This is a genomic window from Streptomyces sp. NPDC016459 (assembly GCF_040632845.1).
Classification (GTDB): Bacteria; Actinomycetota; Actinomycetes; order Streptomycetales; family Streptomycetaceae; genus Streptomyces.
Genome location: NZ_JBEYCR010000006.1, coordinates 360,648 through 377,330, shown reverse-complemented (window position 1 = coordinate 377,330; position 16,683 = coordinate 360,648). Strand labels below are relative to the sequence as shown.

Below are 16,683 nucleotides of genomic sequence, written 5' to 3'. Positions count from 1 at the left end.
GTGGTGCGCTCGGCCCGGTCGGCGGACCCGGGTTGCGTACCGGACGTCACAGGAGAGGGTGGGGGGTATCCGCCCGCGACGCACCCCGCAGGGAGAGTCATGAAGCTGGACCTCACCGCCCTCGCCGACGAACATCTCTCCGCGGCCCGCACCGCGCCGCACGGGCGCAGCGCGCATCTGCTCATGCATGACGGGGTGCTTCGGCAGACCGTCATCGCCCTGACCTCGGGCACGTCCCTCGACGAGCACAACGCGCCGCCGGCCGCGAGCCTCCAGGTGCTGCGGGGCCGGGTCAACCTGACGGCGGCCGGGTGGGCGGAGGAGCTGACGGCGGGCGAGCTGCGGATGATCCCCAAGGAGCGGCACGGACTCACCGCCCTGGAGGACGCGGTGGTCCTCCTGACGGCGGTGAACGACTGACGGGGTGATCGATCCACGGGGCGACGGAGCAACGCCGGCGAACGGCTGACGGTCCACGGCTGACGGTCCACCTCGGCGAACGGCAGTCCCGTGCGCCCGGCCTCGGCTGCCAGGTGATGGGCCGCCATACCCCGTGGGCCGGATTGTGGCGTCCTCGCCCATGGAGTACGGCTCCGGACCAGCCGTAGCCTCCCGGCCGACCCTCCATCAGGAACGAGCCAGCCGGGAGATCACATGCGCTCATCCCGTCCCAACGGACCCAACCATCCCATCCGTCCCGACCGCCTCCGTCGGCCACGCCGGCTCGCGGCCCTGCTGCTGTGTGCCGCCGCCGTCGTGATCCCCACCGCGGTCCCCGCCGGGGCCGCCGCTCCCCCGCCCGTGTCCGGCACGCTCACGGCGTACGACATCGGTTCCGTCTTCAGTGCCGGCGTGTCGTCCGGCGGCTACATGGCCACTCAGCTGCACGTGGCGTACTCGGGTACGTTCGAGGGCTCGGCGGTGTTCGCATCGGGGCCGTACGACTGCGCCCGCGGGCAGCTCGCCACGGCGCTCAACGCCTGTATGGACACGACACAGAACCTTCAGCTCGCTGCCCTGGAGCAGGCCACCCGTGACCGCTCGGCCCAGGGCCAGGTCGACCCGGTGGGGAATCTGGCCGGTGACCCGGTGTACGTCTTCAGCGGCTCGGGCGACTCCACGGTCAAACGGCCCGTGGTGGACGCGCTCGCCGACTACTACGGTCGTTTCGGCGCCCGGGTGCGCTACGACCGCTCGACGGCGGCGGGGCACGCCTGGATCACTCCGATCGGGCCCAACTCCTGCACGGTGACGCAGAGTCCGTATCTCAACAACTGCGGGATCGATGCGGAGGGGACGCTCCTGGGGCACCTCCTCGGCTCGGTCGCCGCGCCCGGGTCGGGCACGGGCGGCTCACTGATCCGCTTCGACCAGAACACGTATGCGCCGGGCGGTTCGGCGGCCGGGATCTCCATGGGCGGGGAGGGTTTCGCGTACGTGCCGACGTCCTGCGCCGAGGGGGCGCGCTGCCGGCTGCTCGTGGCGCTGCACGGCTGCAAGCAGGGGTACGCGTACCAGGGGTTCGGCACCCGGTTCGTCGAGGGCGCGTACCTCAACGAGTACGCCGACACCAACGACATGATCGTGCTGTATCCGCAGGCGGCGCCCACCGCGACCCTGGAGAACCCGAACGGCTGCTGGAACTGGTGGGGCTACCTCGGTGACACGGCCTACGCGCGGCACGGCGGGAAGCAGATCGAGGCGGTCATGGGCATGGTGCGGGCCCTGCGCGGCACGGGGACGCCGCCGCCCGCGTCAGGTCGGGCCGTCCTGTCCAGCACGGACGCCGAGGACGGATACGTCAAGGCGGCGGCGGACGGCTCGGGGGCGGCGGTCGGCACCCTGGAGGACGTGTCCGGTCTCGCGCTCGGCCGGGGCACGGACGGCAGGGTGAACCGGTCGCTCGTCTCCTTCGACACCTCGCGGATCCCGGCCGGCAAGGAAGTTACCCGGGCGTGGCTGACCGTCACACGGTCCGGAGGCTCCGGTGATCCCTGGGCCTCTCCCGCGGGCAACCGGCTCCAGGTCGACCTGCGCACGGGCTGCTTCGGGGGATGCGCGGTGGAACCGGCGGACTGGTCCGCGGCGGCCTCGGTGGCGGATGCGGCCCGCATCGGGGCGTTCACCTCCGGGAGCGCGGTGTCGACGGATCTGTCGGCGGTGGCGCTCGCGGCGCTGAACCGGGGCGGGGTCACACAGTTCCGGCTCGGGTTCGCGTCGGCGCCGGCCGGGACGGCGTACCTGTTCGTGAACCGGGACACGCCGGTGACCCTGACGGTCGAGTACCGGTAGACCGGGCGCGAGGAGAGGCTGCGGCCGGCGGACTCGCTCAGCGGGACGGCCGCTCCCATTCGAGGGTGACGCGCAGACTCGCGTTCGCGCTTCCCTGCACGACCAGTGCGGTGAGTCTGCCGGCGTCGAGACCGAGCTGGCAGCCGAACTCGACGGTCGCGCGGTCCGGCGCCGCCCGGTGGAGGGCGTCCCCGATCTGCCCGGCGAAGGAGGAGAGGGCCTCGGTGACCGCGGAGAGGTCGGGCAGGCGGCCGCCGAGCCCTTCGAGTTCCGAGTCGGGGCCGAGGCGCCGTGCCTCCACGAAGAGGGTCGCGTCGCCGACGTCGACCTGCGTGATGTCCGTCATCGAAGCTCCCGGCGGTCGGTGGGGGTGGTCGGTCCGTCAGAGACGACCGGGGCGGAGGACGGTCGGCGGCGGCGCGGCTTCCGCCGACGGGACGACGGCTCCCGTACGAGGGTTCCAGATGTCCCTCGCCGTCAGCGGGGCGGTTCCGGAAGCTCCTCGCCCGTTTCCAGGAGGGACTTGAGACTGGAGATGAGCGCGGGCCAGCCCTCGCCGATCAGGTCCTTCATCAGGCCGTCGGCCTCCAGTTCACCGTGGGTGACCGTGAGCTTGACGGTGTCGCCTGAGGGTTCGATCGCGAACGTCACCTGGGACCGGCGCTCCCGGGCGAGACGCTCGTACACGTCCTGTCCGAGGCGCACCGCCTCCGCCCAGGCCGGGGTGAAGGTGTGCCAGGTGTACGAGAGGAGGCGGCCGGGCTCGGCCGCGAGGACGACCTGCTGGGGGTCGGCCGTGCTGCGGCCGCCCTCGTGCCAGACCATGGGCGCGCCGGGGGTCCATTCCGTCTCGAAGGCCACGCCCCAGTACCGACGGGTGAGGTCCGGGTCCGTGAGCGCCTTCCAGAGCTCTTCGGGAGTGGTCCGCATGTAGCTGGTGTAGACGAACGTGCCGCTGTCCATCGCGCTGCCCCTCGGGTCTGCCGTCCCCTCCGTCCAGCCTAGGCAGGGGCCCGGTGGACGTGCCAGCGAAGAGCCCCCGTACGGCAGGGGCCCAGTGCGTTGAATAGGTGCGGAAGAAACTATTCGCCCTGCTGCTAGCGTGGCCGGATGTCGCTCAAGCACGCCGTCCTCGCGGCCCTCCTGGAGGGCGAGGCATCCGGGTACGACCTGGCCAAGATCTTCGACGTGTCCGTGGCCAACTTCTGGGCCGCCACCCCGCAGCAGCTCTATCGCGAGCTGGACCGGCTCGCGGAGGCGGGACTGATCACGGCCCGTGTGGTGGAGCAGGAGCGGCGCCCCAACAAGCGGATGTTCAGCCTGACGGAACCGGGGCTGCGGGATCTGACCGCGTACACGGCGACGCCGCCGCGCCCCAGTGCCGTCCGTGACGAGCTGATGGTCCAGGTGCAGGCCTGCGACGAGGGGGACACGACGGCTGTCCGGGGGTTCGTGGCCCAGCGGATGGAGGCCTCGCGGGCGAAGCTGGCGCGCTACGACCGGCTGCGGGAGTGGATGCTCGCCGGCCGGGACGAGGAGCGGTACCTGGGAGAGGCCGAGCGGATCGGCCCGTACCTCACCCTGATGCGCGGCAGGTTCTTCGAGGAGGAGAACCTGCGCTGGGGCGAGCAGGTCCTGGCCGTGCTCGACCGGCGCGCGGCCGCGCGGAACGGCCGGCCGGAGGGGGCGCGCCAGGGGTGACGCGCCATCGGTCAGGGGCCCGGGCCGCGGGTGGTCCCGGGGTGACGGCGGAGCTACTCTGCGGTAACGTCACCGGCCGCGAGCACCGGAGGCGCCGGCGGCTCACTGGGACGGATCGGGGACGGGCCTGATATGAACGTCGGTGACCTCGTCGAGGACTTCAGCCTTCCGGACGAGACGGGCGCCCCGCGCTCCCTGACCGGACTCCTGGCCGAAGGGCCGGTCGTCCTCTTCTTCTACCCGGCGGCGATGACCCCGGGCTGCACCGCCGAGGCCTGTCACTTCCGTGACCTGGCGGCCGAGTTCCGGGCCGTCGGGGCGCTGCCCGTGGGGATAAGTTCCGACGGGGTGGAGCGGCAGCAGGAGTTCGCCGAGCGGCACTCCCTCGGATACCCCCTGCTGTCCGATTCGGACGGCGCCGTGCGGGAACGGTTCGGTGTGAAGCGCGGGTTCTCGCTCGCGCCGACGAAGCGGGTCACGTTCGTGATCGGCCAGGACCGCAGGGTGCGTGAGGTCGTGCGCAGCGAGCTACGGATGAGCGCACACGCGGACCGCGCCCTCGCCGCCCTGCGCGACTCCTGACGGCGAGGGACCGGCCTGGCCGTGCGTGCGCGACGCCCGGCCGAGCCGTCCCCGTGGCCGGTGGGGCGGGGTGGGGTGGGTCAGCAGCCCGTCGACCAGATGTGGGAGTCACCGCGGTCATTGGCCGCGCCGCTGTAGCCGACCTCCTGTCCCGGGGCGAGACAGATGGTCACGCTTCCGCCCTGCCAGGCGCTCTCGTAGACCTTGACGTGGTCCTTGATGCCGGGTCCTGAGATGCCGTGGTTGGCCCAGGAGGAGTCGGTGTCGGAGATCCAGCTCTCCCACCATCCGTCGTCTCCGCTCCAGTTGGCGCGCTGGCCGCCGAAGTTGGCGTCCTGCCAGACGCAGAACTCGCCGCTGGGGCATTCGGCGGCGCCCGCGGAGGTGGCAAGGGCGAGGCCGGCGGCAGCGGCGAACAGCGCCGCGGCGGCGGTGGTGACGAGAAGTCGCTTCACGAGAGGGTGGGGCCTTTCTGCGGGTGGGTCGGCGCGGGCAGATCGGCTGCCCGTCGCAGCGCGCGGTCGCGCAACTGCTTGTACGTGGTGAGCTCGTCGCGGCGCAGGCTGCGCACCGTGGCCAGCTCGGCGGGCTCCAGCCGCGCACGGACCTCGTCGAGTCCGCTTTGGCGGGCACAGCGGGTGGCGACGGCCGGATCGGGGCGCTCGGGGCGGGGCCGGTCGGGCGGGGTCACGCACCGGGTCCAGCGGGCGAGCGCCGCACGGTGGTCGGGGTCGGCGCTCATCCTGGCCTGGGCTTCGACGCGGAGGTTGTCGACGATGACCTGGGCCCGGAACCAGCGGCGCTGGTCGCCGTAGAGCCGGTGGCGGGCGGTGGCGAGGCAGCCGTCCTGGTGGGCGGTGACCGTGGCGCCCGTGGCGAGGGTGACAGAGAGTTCCGGGGGGCCGGCGCCGAAGAGCGCCGCCCGGAAGGTCCGGTCCGCGTCGGGGGCTCGGGGCCGGGAGGAGGTGAGGGACAGCCCCTGGTCCTGCAGGCAGTCGGCGACGAGTCGCTGCTCGGCGGCCTTGAGGAGCGCGTTCTGGGCTGCCGTACCGGAAGGGATTCCGGGGGGATCCGCGGGCGCTTCGGCGCCGACGGTCGCGCAGGCGGAGAGCAGAAGCGCGGCCGACGCTGTCAGCAGCACACGGCGGGCGCGCGAGGTGGTCCCGAGCACGGTGGTTCCCCCTTGGATCGTCCCTGGTCGGAGGGGCCGGCGAGGGGTCGTCTCGGCGGCTCGGGACGATCACTTCCCGGCGGTGGGGCCACCATGCCGGGCCTCACTCGAACGGGTCGAACGCGCCGGGGTGCGCGCCCCTCGGGCGCCGTCGACGTGCCGTGCGGGAGAGGCGGGAACGGCAAAGCCGGGCGGGAAACGGCAAAGCCCCGGTTGGACGGGGGATTCCAACCGGGGCCTCTGGCCGTGACACGAAGGGCGGTCACCTCCAGGGGGGGGACCTTGGGGACCGGGCCCCTTCGCCGTCACATACGTATGAACGATAAACCTTTCCCCCACGTTCCGAGCATTCCCAAGTGGGACATGTGAGGCATCTCACCCACTATCGGGTGTCTTGTCAGTCCTTCTCGGGACGGTAGACGGCGCCCGGCTCGGCCCTGCCGGGGGCGAGGAGCTCCGGCACCGTCACGAAGGTGAAGCCTCGCCGCTTCAGCTCGTCGATGATCGACGGGACGGCCGGGACCGTGCCGTCGTATATGTCGTGGAGCAGGATGATTCCGTCGCCGTGCGCCTGTTCGAGGACGCGTCGGCGTATGAGCGCCGAGTCGGTGGTGGAGTAGTCCTTGGCGGTGATGCTCCAGAGGACCTGGGCCAGCCCGAGTTCCTTGCTGACGTCGGACACCGTGCCGTCGGTACGGCCCTGCGGCGGGCGCATGAGGGTGGGCTTGCGGCCGGTGATCTTCTCGACGGCGTCCTGGGTGCGGGACAGCTCGTCGCGCACCCCCGCCTCGTCGAGGTCGGTCAGGATGCGATGGGTCCAGGTGTGGTTGGCGACCTCATGGCCCTCGTCGGCGATGCGCTTGACCACCTCGGGGTAGCGGTCGACGTGCTTGCGGCCGAGGAGGAAGAAGGTCGCGGGGACCTGCTTCTCCTTGAGGATGTCGAGGAGCCGGGGGGTGTCCTTGCCCGGTCCGGCGTCGAAGGTCAGCGCGATGCACTTGACCGCGGCGCAGTCGACGCGGCGGGTCGTGGAACCGGCCTTGCCGTCGCCTCCACCGCCCTCCCGAGCGTCCTGCGGGGTGACGGTGTCGACTCCGCAGCCCGCGAGCGTCAGCATCAGCGACGCGGCGGCGAGCAGGACGGTGGCCGTCCCCCGACGTCGGCCCGGCCTGGATCGGAACATGGTGGAACCCGCTTTCCCCTCGGTGTCTTCGATACGGCCGGATACCGCCTGGTCAGGGCGTGACTCACGGCCGACCGAAGCACTCTACACACGGTGTATACCGGGGAAGTCGGCGGGGCCCTTCGAGGCAGCGGGCACAGACGAACCCCGGACGGCGCCCGTCCGCTCCGTCCGGGGAGTTCGCGCCTGCCGCTCAGCGGGAGGCGAGCAGCAGTCGGGCCTCGGTCTCCTGGTCACCGGACACGGACTGCAGGGACTGGATGTCGAAACCGGCGGCGAGCACCTTCTCGACCTCGTCGACGGCGTGGTAGCCACCGGTGAGCGTGACCCCGACCAGGGAGGTCAGCGGGGTGGGACGCACCTCCTGATGCCGTCCCTTGGCCGTGTCGAACGTGGCCGTCCAGACAGTGGGGCTGGGTCCCGTGGCCGCCTGCGGACCGGGCGCCGTCATGTCCTCGAGCTCGAAGACGCCGTCGAGGACGCCGAAGACGGTCTGGGCGTCCTCCCGGCCGCAGTCGTTCAGCTGCACGGTGACGTCGGTGTCGATGTGCAAGTCGTACACGTCGCTCATCTCCTCGCCGCCCGCCGGGCGCTCGCGGCACCCGCGCTCGTCGTACCGGCGCTCGTCGTGCCACGACTCCAGCATCCCTCTCGGGACGGAGTCGCGCGAGGTCCGACCGGCCTCTCAGTGCCGGCCGACGACCTCCTCGACCGTGTCGGCCTCCGAGGCCGGCTTGTCGGGCCGGTGGCGCACGACGCGGGCGAAGCGGAGGGTGACCCCGGCCGGGTAGCGGGTCGAGGTCTGGAGTCCGTCGTAGGCGATCTCCACCACGAGTTCGGGCCGCACCCGCACGGTGAACCCGTCGTCCTCCACGGTGAGCGCACCGAGCCGTTCGGTCTGCCAGCGAAGCATCTCGTCGGTGAGCCCCTTGAAGGTCTTGCCGAGCATGACGAAGCCACCGTCGGCCGCGCGGGCGCCGAGATGGAGGTTGGAGAGGAGCCCGGTCCTGCGTCCGTGGCCGCGCTCGGCGGCGAGGACGACGAGGTCGAGAGTGTGGACGGGCTTCACCTTGAGCCAGGTGCGGCCCCTGCGGCCGGCCACGTACTGCGCGTCCAACGCCTTGACCAGAGCGCCCTCGTGCCCTCGCGCCAGTGTGTCGGCGAAGAACCGCTCGGCCTCCGCCACCTGCGCGGGGTCGGCCGGGTCGGTGACGAGCACACGGCGGACCCGCTGCGACTCGGGGAGCAGCCCGGCGAGGACCTGGTGCCGCTCGCGGCCCGAGCGGTCGATCAGCCCCGTGCCGTCGACCGCGAGAACGTCGAAGAAGACCGGTGTGAGGGGCAGGAGGGCCTGTGCACCGGCCACGTCGGTGCGGGACCCGACCCGGGCCGCGATGGACTGGAAGGACACGGGGCGTCCGGTGCCGGGGTCGAGGGCGATCACCTCGCCGTCGAGGATGAACCCGTCCGCGGGCACGGCGCGGGCGGCCGCGACCACTTCGGGGAGGCGGTCGGTGATGTCGTCGAGCGAACGGGTGTGGACCCGGACCTCGTCCCCGCGCCGATGGACCTGGATCCGGATGCCGTCGAGCTTCTCCTCCACGACACAGGCCCCGAGGGCGGCGATCGCCTCCGTCACGGATGCGGCGGTGTGCGCCAGCATGGGCTGCACGGGGTTGCCGACCCGCAGGGTGAACCGGTCGAGGGCGGCGGCCCCCTCTGCCAGCACCGCCTGGGCGACCGGGGGCAGTGCGCCTTCGAGCATCACGGCGCGCCGCAGTTCGACGGCGGGCACCGCGGCCGCCAGGGCGACGCCCTCCAGGGCGATGGCGTCGAGGGCCCCCTGGCGCACCTCCCCCGTCAGCAGCCTCAGCAGGAGCTGTTGTTCGTCGTGGGTGGCGGCAGCGAACAGGGCGTGCACGAGCCGGGTCCGCTCCGCTCGTGCGCCGGCTCCGGAGACCGCCGCCAGCTCCGTCATCACCTCGTCGACCTGTCCGAGCGTGAGGCCCGGCCTCTCGACGGGCGGAACGGCGGGAGGCACCACGCCCTTGAGGACGCTCCACCCGACGCCGATCCGCCCCTGGGGGAGCCGGCCGGACAGATACGCGATGACGAGAGGACTCTCCTCCGGGGCCGCCTCCGCGAACAGCTCGGCCAGCAGGCCGATCTTGCGCGAACGTGCGGAGGCGGCGGTGACCTCCCGGGACACCTCGGCGACACGGGCGAGCAGCATGGCCCCATCCTCCCCCACGACTTCCGGCCCGCGCACGCCGACACCACCGCGCCACCGCGCCACTGGTCGCAGCCGATCGGGACGACCGTCCTCATATCCGTAGGCGTCAAGGCCAGGACACCGGGCGCCTCCTTCGCCCGGCCCGCCCGGCGTCCGGCCTCCTGCGGCGGAGGCGGTCGAGAAGCCTGGTCCGGGCCGGACGGCCCGGCGGCCGGTCCGCCGTCACCGCACGCGGGAGCGGAACCGAGGACGGGATCGGGGGCGGGAGCTGCGTCGGTGCCGGTGTCGCCGACGGTGCCGGAGGTGCCGATACTCGCGTCGGTGTGGGTGCCGGAGGAGACGCCGGTGGCGATGTCGGAGGAGGTGTCGAAGCCCGCGTCGATGCCGGTGCCGGAGGAGGTGCCGAGACCCGCGTCGGTGCCGTTGCCGGAGGAGGTGTCGGTGTCCGCGTCGATGCCGGTGGCGGGACCGGTTCCTGCGGTACGAGGGCCCAGCGGGCGGCTCCCACCCCTGACACCCCGCCCCGCACGAAGGCGCCGGCCTCGCCGGGATACGGGGCCGATCGTTCGCCCCGCGCCTCGTCCAACGCCATCGCCAGGCTCATCCGCTGCCAGAGGATCTCGTCCGGGTCGTCGGCACGGACGAGCCGCTCGGCGATCTCACGTGCCGCCGTCGCCGCCGGCATCCCCGGCGGCGGGGGCGGGCGCAGCCGGTCGAGGTGGGCACGCTCGTAGGGGTCGTCGACGACCTCGGCCACCTGGACCGGGTCCAGCATCGAGGCGATGGCCGCTGCCCTCGCCCAGGGATCGTCCGTCGTGCGGAGCAGCACGGAGAGCCGCCGCGCCCGCCAGTTCCTGGGCCGCAGGTCCTCGTGCGCGGCGAGGCGTTCACGAAGGTCGGGGGGAAGCCGTCCCGTGAGCAGCGCCGGGCAGGCGAGGCCGAACTCGGCGACCTCCTCCGCGACGTACGTCCACACCACGGCCCGGTACCGGTTCAGCGAGAACCGCACCGGACTGACGTGCCCCGTCCTGGCCAGTCTGCCGAACCGGTCCGGGGTGATCTCCAGGAGTGCGGCGGCCTCCCGCGTACCGACCGCGCGCACCCGATCCCGCAGGCCGGTCGGAAAGTCCGGCGCTGCCCTGAGCCGGTCGAGTTCGGCCCGCTCGATCCGCGGCCGGCCTCCGCCGCTCTCTGCGGTCGGCACGGTCCTCACGAGACCCAGCTGGACCGCGAGCCGGAACTCGTCGCGCCCCAGCCCCAGTTCCTGTGCGGCCCGCGCCGGTGTCACCGTGCGCGCCCTTTCGTCCACCGTCATCCCGTCGCCCTCCCCCGTACGTCCGTCCCTGTCTTCTCGGGCCGCGGATCCTTCCGCGCCCCACAGGAAAGTAACGCAGAGTGACGCCCCTCGCACGGCCTGTGGATAACCCCTTGTGGAAAACAGGCCGGGAGAAACGCGGCGACCCAGGGCTCAGGGGTCGCTCAGGGTGTCAGAGCACGCCGCCGCCCGGTAGGCCCGGCTGCCGGGCCGCCACGCCGAGGTGTTCGCCGACGCGGTTGACCAGGAGGGTCATCTCGTACGCCACCTGGCCGACATCCGCTTCCGCCGCGCTCAGGACGCACAAGCAGCTGCCCTCCCCCGCCGCCGTCACGAAGAGCAGCGCCTCGTCGAACTCCACCATCGTCTGCCGCGCCCGGCCCGCCCGGAAGTGCCGGCCCGACCCCCGGGCCAGGCTGTGCAGGCCGGACGAGACGGCTGCCAGGTGCTCGGCGTCCTCACGGGCGAGTCCGCTGCTCACGCCCGTGACCAGTCCGTCGTTCGACAGCACCAGCGCGTGCCGTATGGATCCGACCCGCTGGGTCAGGTCGTCGAGCAGCCAGTCAAGTTCCTTGTCCAGCGCCATCAGTGGTCCTCCCCCTAGGTGGTGCGTCCCCGTCGGCCGGTCTTCCGTGGTCCTGCGGTCCCGTGCCGGCGGGGTCCGCCGTGTCGCCGTATCCCCGCAAGCCTTACGCACTGTCGTGAACAGGGCAAGCACTCCACCATGCCCGCACGTGCCGCCCGACCTCGCCTCAGCCGACGGTGTCGAGCAGCCGGGCGGTGTGCATCCGCCCGGCGTACTCGACGAGACGGATGAGCACCTCCTTCCCGGAGTCGCGGTCGCGCGCGTCGCACAGCACGACGGGCGTGCCGCGGTCCAGGTCGAGGGCGCGGCAGACGTCCGCCGCGCCGTACGTACGCGCGCCCGTGAAGCAGTTGACGGCGACCACGAAGGGGATCTTGCGATGCTCGAAGTAGTCGACCGCGGGGAAGCAGTCCTCCAGGCGTCGCGTGTCGGCGAGGACGACCGCTCCCAGGGCCCCCTGGGAGAGCTCGTCCCACAGGAACCAGAACCGGTCCTGGCCCGGCGTCCCGAAGAGGTAGAGGGAGAGCCCGGAGCGGATCGTGATACGGCCGAAGTCCATGGCGACGGTCGTGGTGGTCTTCTGGTCGATTCCGCCGGTGTCGTCGACGGACTCCCCGGCGCGGCTGAGCCGTTCCTCGGTGCGCAGGGGCCGGATCTCGCTGACCGCGCCGACGAGGGTGGTCTTGCCGACGCCGAAGCCGCCGGCGATCAGGATCTTCAGGGCGAGGGCGGTGGTGTCCGCCCCATCGTCCGTGTCGGTGCTCTCAGAGCGCTCGTAGGCCATCGATTACTTCCCTCAGGATTCTTTCGTCGGGGAGCTGCGCGGGCGGTACGGGGCGGCTGACGCGTACGAAGCCCGATTCGAGGAGGTCACCGAGGAGGACCCGGACGACGCCGACGGGCAGGTCGGCATCGGCGGAGAGTTCGGCCACCGACTGGGTCTCGGCCCGGCACAGGGCGAGCAGGGACCGGTGCTCGGGGCCGAGGAGCGACTCCTCGGCCGGTCCGGGCGGTTCGTCGTCGACGACGACGAGGGCGATGAGGTCGAACCGCACGTTGCTCGGTCCCGGCTTGGTGCGTCCGCCGGTCATCGCGTAGGGGCGTACGAGCGGTCCGGCGTCGGCGTCGTACCACTGACTGCCCGGCGCGGGCGGGCCGCCGCCGGTGCTGTCCTCGTTCATGGTCGTACTCCGGGTCAGCCGACGACGGGCGGGGTCACCGCGAGCCGCGGCGGGGTGTGGAGATGCTCCCCGACGCGTTTGACGAGGCGGGCCATCTCGTAGGCGATGAGGCCGATGTCGGCGCTCGCGGAGCTGAGGACGGTGAGGCAGGAGCCGTCGCCGGCGGCCGCGACGAAGAGGAAGCCGTCGTCCATCTCGACCATGGTCTGCCGGACGCCACCGGTGTGGAACTGGCGTCCGGCGCCCTTCGCGAGGCTGTGGAAGCCGGAGGCGATGGCCGCCAGGTGCTCGGCGTCCTCACGGCTGAGTCCGCTGGAGGCGCCCACGGCGAGTCCGTCGTTGGAGAGCACCACGGTGTGGCGGACCTCCCGGACCCGCATGACGAGGTCGTCGAGGAGCCAGTCGAGCTCGCCGGACCGGTGGGGGGAGATCCTCTCGTGGTCGATCATGCGTGGTCTCCTTCGGTACGGGGGTCGTCGGGGGGTGTCGTGCCATGGCGGAGGTCGTGGCCGGTTGCATTGCCGAACTCCGCGTGGGGGTCCGTACGCGGCCGGGTGGCGGGGCCCGCGATGGGGTCGCCGTCGACGCCGGTGCCGAGCGGGCGCCTGCCGGGGGCGGCGCCGCCGCCGCGCTGCCAGCCGTCCCGGTAGGCCGTCATCCGGTCCCGTACCCGCTCCGGGGTGCGGGTGTCCGCGTCGGGCGCGGACGGTACGAAGGCCGGTGCGGGGGCGGGTGCCTCGCGCAGCTGCGGGACGAGGCTCGCCTGCCGTACGCGACGGGGAAGTTCGGCCTCGGGTTCGCCCTGCCCGGGAGGCGGGCCGGACGGCTGTTCCCGTGTCGGCCGCGGTCCGGAGCCGCGGCGGCGCAGCTCCGTGACCCCGGCGGGCGGATGCCCGGACTCCGGCGGCGCGGCGAGTGCGGGGACGGCGGTCGGGCGTGGGAACGGCTGCGGTCCCGGTCGTGCGGACGGCGGGGCCTGGGGCGCGTCCGGAGGACGGGGGCCGCCCGTCTCCGGGGGCGGGTTCACGGGCCGGGGGCCGGCGGGCGGTCGCGGGGCGGTCCGGCCGGGTCCCGGGACGGGCTCTCGGTCGGCGGCGCTCGCGGTCGGAGAGTGGGCGGGCATGGGCGGGTCGGCCTGTCCCGGGGTGCGGGTGGCCTGGGCGCGGGCCATCGGGGGGCGGCCGAAGCGGCGCGCCTCGGCGCGGTGCTCCTCCTCGCGCTCGCGTGCGGCACGCGACTCGTCCGTACGCCGGTCGGCGCCGGGCAGGTCGGCGCCGCCGTGTTCGGGGGCGCCGCGCGTCCCCGCGACGGTGGTCCCGCCGTCGTCGGTGTGCGGGGCTGCCCCGTCGGCGGGCGTACGGGCGTCGCGCGCGTGCGGGTGTCCGAGAGGGGCCGGGCCGGGCGCCGGGGTGCCCCGGCCGGGTGGCAGCGCGCCCTGGAGCAGGTCCGTCGGGAGGAGCACGACGGCGGTCGTGCCACCGTACGGGGAGGTCCGTAGCTGGACCTTGATGTCATGGCGGGAGGAGAGCCGGCTGACCACGAAGAGGCCGAGCCGGTCGCTGTCGAAGAGGTCGAGGGCCTCGGACTGGGCGATGCGGGCGTTGGCCCCGGCGAGGGTCTCCTTTCCCATGCCGAGTCCCCGGTCCTCGATCTCCAGGGCGTATCCGTTGCCGACGGGTTCACCGCTGACGCGCACCTTGGTGTGGGGCGGGGAGAACTGGGCCGCGTTCTCTATGAGTTCGGCCAGGAGATGGGTGAGGTCGGCGACGGCGCCGCCGACGACGGCCGTCTCGGGGAGCCGGCGCACCTCCACGCGCGCGTAGTCCTCGATTTCGGAGACGGCGGCGCGGACGACGTTGGTGAGGGGGACGGGCATGCGCCAGGCACGGCCCGGTGCGGCGCCCGAGAGGATGATGAGGCTCTCGGCGTGGCGCCGCATCCGGGTGGTGAGGTGGTCGAGCCGGAAGAGGTCGCCGAGTTCGTTGGGGTCGTCGGCCCGTCGCTCCATGCTGTCCAGGAGGTTGAGCTGGCGGTGGACGAGGACCTGGCTGCGCCGGGCGAGGTTGACGAAGACCCCGGAGATGCCGCTGGCGAGTTCGGCGCGTTCGACCGCGGCGGAGAGGGCCGCGCGGTGGACGGTCGTGAGGGCTTCGCCGACCTGGCCGATCTCGTCCTGGGAGACGGGTCCCGGTGGTGTCTCCGCCCGGATGTCGAGCTCCTCTCCGGCGCGCAGTCGGCGCATGGCGGCGGGGAGTTTGCCGCGTGCGATGCCGAGGGCGGTGTTGCGGAGGCTGACGAGTTCGACGACGAGCCCGCGACCGATCCGCACCGAGATGACCAGCGAGGCGGCGACGGCCGCGAGGCCGAGGACGACCGCCGCGCCGCCCGCGCTGAGGGCACCGCCCGCGAAGGGGTCGGCCCGGTCGGCCGCCACGGCCCGCGCGTCGGTCTCGATCGCCGTGAGTGCGCTCCGTACGGCGGCGAGGGTGTCGTCCCAGTCGGCGGATGTGACCGTCTGGGCGGCCTCACGGCCGGGGGTCGCGGTCCGGATCCGGTCCTCCGCCCGGGTGAGCCGGGTGTGGTCCTCGCTCGCGGTGAGCCGGGTCCACGCGGCGCGTGCGGAGGCGAACAGGTCGGCGGTGGCCGAGGCGGTGAGGGTGCGTCGGGTCTCGACGGCGCCGGAGAAGGCGCGGAGCCGGTCCTCCGTGAAGCGGCCGCCGAGGTGGGCGGAGGCGAGGAGGGCGTCCTCGCGGGACAGCATCTCCCCGGCCCGGCCGAATTCCAGGAGTACGCGCGCGTCGGACCCCTGCTGGGTGTCCTGGATGCCGGTGAGGGCGCCGCCGACCGCGAAGGCGGCGGAGACGGCTGCCGTGTACTCCTCGTACACCTGGTCCCAGTCGGCCCGCCCGTCGGTGGCGGCGGTACGGAGCCGGGCGAGGCCCTCGACCTTGCCGACGAACGTGCCCACCCGCTCGCCGACGTCGCCGGGCAGGTCCCCGGTGTCGCCGACGGTGTGCGTGTCGTCCAGGCGGAGCCGGTCGACGACCTCGTCCGTGCGGCGTATCCGGTCCTTGAGTTCGGCGGCCCTGCCGGCGCCGGGGGCGGCGACCTGCCGTACGGCGGCGCGCCGTTCGGCCTGGAGGGCGGTGAGGGCGGCCGTCACGGGTTCACGGATCTCCGCGTCGACGCGTTGGAGCTGGCGGAGCCGGGCGACGTCCTGGGCGGTGGTGACGGTGGCGAATCCCCACAGCGCGAGGAGCGAGACGACCGGGACCATGAGCAGCGAGACGATCTTGGCGCGGACGGTGCGGGGCCGTAGGCCGCGACGCTCGGGGCGGAGCCGGCGCGGGGCGGGGGCGGGAGAGGTCGGGGGTACCTCGGCGGCGATCGCGTGTCCGGCGGCGGCGAAGGTCTGGGGAGCGGACTCCCGCGGCTCGTCGGCGGGCGGCCCGGCGTGCGCGCGCCGCCCGCGCGCGGCCCCCGTCGGCGGCGCCGTCGCCTCGGCGTCCTTGGTCTTGCGGGGAGTTCGCATGGCCTCCTCGTTCCGGCTGGGCTGTCTGGTGCGGTGGGTCCCTGGGGAGGGATGGGGCAGGAGGGGCGGCGGTCAGTGGGGCGTGCGGGCAGGCTGTGCCGTGCGGAAGCCGGGCGGGGCGACGTCGACGGCATGCTCGTCGGGCTCGGTGAAGCGCCCCGCGGAGGCGTACGCGGCCCGCTCCTCGGCCGTCGGGGAGAGGGCGACGAAGGCGGAGGTGATGAAGAGGTACGAACCGAGGCCGACCGCGAGCGGGAAGATGAACTGCATGACCGTGGCGCCCGGCAGGGTCGCGGCGGAGGGGACCACGTCCACCCGGACGGCGAGCATGCCTGTGTAGTGCATGCTGCTGACGGCCGCGCCCATCACGAGCGACGCGATGGCCACGGCGGCGGGCGAGTGGATGTGGAGGGCCGCCCACAGGGCCGCTGTCGCGGCGACGACGGCGATGAGGACCGAGAGCCCGACGAGTACGGGGTCGTACCGGACTTCGCCGTGGAGCCGGAGGGCGGCCATGCCCATGTAGTGCATGCTCGCCACGCCGACGCCTGTGGTCAGCCCGCCGATCAGGAGCGATCGGACCCTGTCACGGCCGTATCCGACGACGAACACGCCGACGCCGACGACGGCCATGGCGATGACGAGGCTGAGGATGGTGAGCGGAACGTCGTAGCGGATGTCGGTGCCGGTCACGCCGAAGCCGAGCATCGCCACGAAGTGCATCGTCCAGATGCCGGTGCCGAGGGCGGAGGCGGCGGTGAGCAGCCAGTTCCGTCGCGAGCGACCGGTCGCGTCGAGCGCTCGTACCGTGCAGCGCAGCCCGAGGGCGGCGCCGACGCAGGCCATCGCGTACGACAGTGCAGGTGTCAGCCAGCCGAAGGTGGCGTGGTCCAGGTGTCCCATGGCT

Annotated in this window: 18 protein-coding genes; 4 read left to right on the top strand and 14 right to left on the bottom strand. The window is 73.1% G+C overall.

Going from position 1 to position 16,683, the window contains the following annotated elements; all coding sequences use genetic code 11:
• The first annotated feature begins 99 nt into the window (after positions 1-99).
• Positions 100-420, top strand: a complete 321-nt coding sequence (locus tag ABZ567_RS18345; protein ID WP_360790732.1) for a cupin — start codon at positions 100-102, stop codon at positions 418-420.
• Between the two features lie 234 nt (positions 421-654).
• The gene (locus ABZ567_RS18340) at positions 655-2,292 is read left to right on the top strand and encodes a PHB depolymerase family esterase (RefSeq protein ID WP_360790729.1); all 1,638 of its coding nucleotides are present in this window, start codon (positions 655-657) and stop codon (positions 2,290-2,292) included.
• Positions 2,293-2,329: 37 nt separating this feature from the next.
• Here the strand turns inward: ABZ567_RS18340 and ABZ567_RS18335 are convergent, their stop codons facing one another.
• Together ABZ567_RS18335 and ABZ567_RS18330 are read right to left on the bottom strand one after the other, a co-directional pair.
• Positions 2,330-2,638, bottom strand: a complete 309-nt coding sequence (locus tag ABZ567_RS18335; protein ID WP_360790726.1) for a CU044_2847 family protein — start codon at positions 2,636-2,638, stop codon at positions 2,330-2,332.
• A gap of 131 nt (positions 2,639-2,769) precedes the next feature.
• On the bottom strand, positions 2,770-3,255 hold the full coding sequence (locus ABZ567_RS18330) for an SRPBCC family protein (protein WP_360790724.1): 486 nt from the start codon (positions 3,253-3,255) through the stop codon (positions 2,770-2,772).
• A 147-nt stretch (positions 3,256-3,402) separates the two neighbouring features.
• Here ABZ567_RS18330 and ABZ567_RS18325 point away from each other — a divergent pair, with 147 nt between their 5' ends.
• The gene (locus ABZ567_RS18325; protein WP_360790721.1) at positions 3,403-3,993 is read left to right on the top strand and encodes a PadR family transcriptional regulator; all 591 of its coding nucleotides are present in this window, start codon (positions 3,403-3,405) and stop codon (positions 3,991-3,993) included.
• Between the two features lie 132 nt (positions 3,994-4,125).
• Positions 4,126-4,575 carry a peroxiredoxin gene (locus tag ABZ567_RS18320; RefSeq protein WP_360790718.1) on the top strand — a complete coding sequence of 150 codons (450 nt, stop codon included), beginning with the start codon at positions 4,126-4,128 and terminating at the stop codon, positions 4,573-4,575.
• A gap of 80 nt (positions 4,576-4,655) precedes the next feature.
• Here the strand turns inward: ABZ567_RS18320 and ABZ567_RS18315 are convergent, their stop codons facing one another.
• The 12 genes from ABZ567_RS18315 to ABZ567_RS18260 form a co-directional block, all read right to left on the bottom strand.
• Complete coding sequence (locus tag ABZ567_RS18315; protein WP_360790715.1) at positions 4,656-5,030, bottom strand: peptidase inhibitor family I36 protein; 375 nt, start codon at positions 5,028-5,030, stop codon at positions 4,656-4,658.
• Entirely contained in the window at positions 5,027-5,746 is a 720-nt protein-coding gene (locus tag ABZ567_RS18310; protein WP_360790711.1) for a hypothetical protein, read from the bottom strand. The genes ABZ567_RS18315 and ABZ567_RS18310 overlap by 4 nt, the downstream gene beginning before the upstream one ends.
• Positions 5,747-6,143: 397 nt before the next feature.
• Positions 6,144-6,929, bottom strand: a complete 786-nt coding sequence (locus ABZ567_RS18305; protein ID WP_360790708.1) for a polysaccharide deacetylase family protein — start codon at positions 6,927-6,929, stop codon at positions 6,144-6,146.
• A 193-nt stretch (positions 6,930-7,122) separates the two neighbouring features.
• Positions 7,123-7,575 carry a hypothetical protein gene (locus ABZ567_RS18300; protein WP_360790705.1) on the bottom strand — a complete coding sequence of 151 codons (453 nt, stop codon included), beginning with the start codon at positions 7,573-7,575 and terminating at the stop codon, positions 7,123-7,125.
• Positions 7,576-7,614: 39 nt separating this feature from the next.
• Positions 7,615-9,162 (bottom strand): ATP-dependent DNA ligase, encoded by a 1,548-nt coding sequence (locus ABZ567_RS18295; RefSeq protein ID WP_360790703.1) that lies wholly within the window; start codon positions 9,160-9,162, stop codon positions 7,615-7,617.
• Positions 9,163-9,268: 106 nt separating this feature from the next.
• Positions 9,269-10,477, bottom strand: a complete 1,209-nt coding sequence (locus ABZ567_RS18290; RefSeq protein ID WP_360790699.1) for a DUF6397 family protein — start codon at positions 10,475-10,477, stop codon at positions 9,269-9,271.
• A gap of 172 nt (positions 10,478-10,649) precedes the next feature.
• Positions 10,650-11,063 carry a roadblock/LC7 domain-containing protein gene (locus tag ABZ567_RS18285; RefSeq protein ID WP_360790697.1) on the bottom strand — a complete coding sequence of 138 codons (414 nt, stop codon included), beginning with the start codon at positions 11,061-11,063 and terminating at the stop codon, positions 10,650-10,652.
• A 166-nt stretch (positions 11,064-11,229) separates the two neighbouring features.
• Entirely contained in the window at positions 11,230-11,847 is a 618-nt protein-coding gene (locus ABZ567_RS18280) for an ATP/GTP-binding protein (protein WP_360790695.1), read from the bottom strand.
• Positions 11,828-12,244 carry a DUF742 domain-containing protein gene (locus tag ABZ567_RS18275; protein WP_360790692.1) on the bottom strand — a complete coding sequence of 139 codons (417 nt, stop codon included), beginning with the start codon at positions 12,242-12,244 and terminating at the stop codon, positions 11,828-11,830. The genes ABZ567_RS18280 and ABZ567_RS18275 overlap by 20 nt, the downstream gene beginning before the upstream one ends.
• A 14-nt stretch (positions 12,245-12,258) precedes the next feature.
• Positions 12,259-12,693 carry a roadblock/LC7 domain-containing protein gene (locus tag ABZ567_RS18270; protein WP_360790689.1) on the bottom strand — a complete coding sequence of 145 codons (435 nt, stop codon included), beginning with the start codon at positions 12,691-12,693 and terminating at the stop codon, positions 12,259-12,261.
• Entirely contained in the window at positions 12,690-15,776 is a 3,087-nt protein-coding gene (locus ABZ567_RS18265; RefSeq protein WP_360790686.1) for a nitrate- and nitrite sensing domain-containing protein, read from the bottom strand. Before ABZ567_RS18265 ends, ABZ567_RS18270 begins: the two co-directional genes overlap by 4 nt.
• A gap of 72 nt (positions 15,777-15,848) precedes the next feature.
• On the bottom strand, positions 15,849-16,679 hold the full coding sequence (locus tag ABZ567_RS18260) for an MHYT domain-containing protein (protein ID WP_360790683.1): 831 nt from the start codon (positions 16,677-16,679) through the stop codon (positions 15,849-15,851).
• Positions 16,680-16,683: the final 4 nt, after the last annotated feature.

Coding starts and splice junctions, on each gene's coding strand:
- ABZ567_RS18345 (WP_360790732.1), top strand. CDS start 100: ATGAAGCTGGACCTCACCGCCCTCGCCGACGAACATCTCTCCGCGGCC.
- ABZ567_RS18340 (WP_360790729.1), top strand. CDS start 655: ATGCGCTCATCCCGTCCCAACGGACCCAACCATCCCATCCGTCCCGAC.
- ABZ567_RS18335 (WP_360790726.1), bottom strand. CDS start 2,638: ATGACGGACATCACGCAGGTCGACGTCGGCGACGCGACCCTCTTCGTG.
- ABZ567_RS18330 (WP_360790724.1), bottom strand. CDS start 3,255: ATGGACAGCGGCACGTTCGTCTACACCAGCTACATGCGGACCACTCCC.
- ABZ567_RS18325 (WP_360790721.1), top strand. CDS start 3,403: ATGTCGCTCAAGCACGCCGTCCTCGCGGCCCTCCTGGAGGGCGAGGCA.
- ABZ567_RS18320 (WP_360790718.1), top strand. CDS start 4,126: ATGAACGTCGGTGACCTCGTCGAGGACTTCAGCCTTCCGGACGAGACG.
- ABZ567_RS18305 (WP_360790708.1), bottom strand. CDS start 6,929: ATGTTCCGATCCAGGCCGGGCCGACGTCGGGGGACGGCCACCGTCCTG.
- ABZ567_RS18300 (WP_360790705.1), bottom strand. CDS start 7,575: ATGCTGGAGTCGTGGCACGACGAGCGCCGGTACGACGAGCGCGGGTGC.
- ABZ567_RS18295 (WP_360790703.1), bottom strand. CDS start 9,162: ATGCTGCTCGCCCGTGTCGCCGAGGTGTCCCGGGAGGTCACCGCCGCC.
- ABZ567_RS18290 (WP_360790699.1), bottom strand. CDS start 10,477: ATGACGGTGGACGAAAGGGCGCGCACGGTGACACCGGCGCGGGCCGCA.
- ABZ567_RS18285 (WP_360790697.1), bottom strand. CDS start 11,063: ATGGCGCTGGACAAGGAACTTGACTGGCTGCTCGACGACCTGACCCAG.
- ABZ567_RS18280 (WP_360790695.1), bottom strand. CDS start 11,847: ATGGCCTACGAGCGCTCTGAGAGCACCGACACGGACGATGGGGCGGAC.
- ABZ567_RS18275 (WP_360790692.1), bottom strand. CDS start 12,244: ATGAACGAGGACAGCACCGGCGGCGGCCCGCCCGCGCCGGGCAGTCAG.
- ABZ567_RS18270 (WP_360790689.1), bottom strand. CDS start 12,693: ATGATCGACCACGAGAGGATCTCCCCCCACCGGTCCGGCGAGCTCGAC.
- ABZ567_RS18265 (WP_360790686.1), bottom strand. CDS start 15,776: ATGCGAACTCCCCGCAAGACCAAGGACGCCGAGGCGACGGCGCCGCCG.
- ABZ567_RS18260 (WP_360790683.1), bottom strand. CDS start 16,679: ATGGGACACCTGGACCACGCCACCTTCGGCTGGCTGACACCTGCACTG.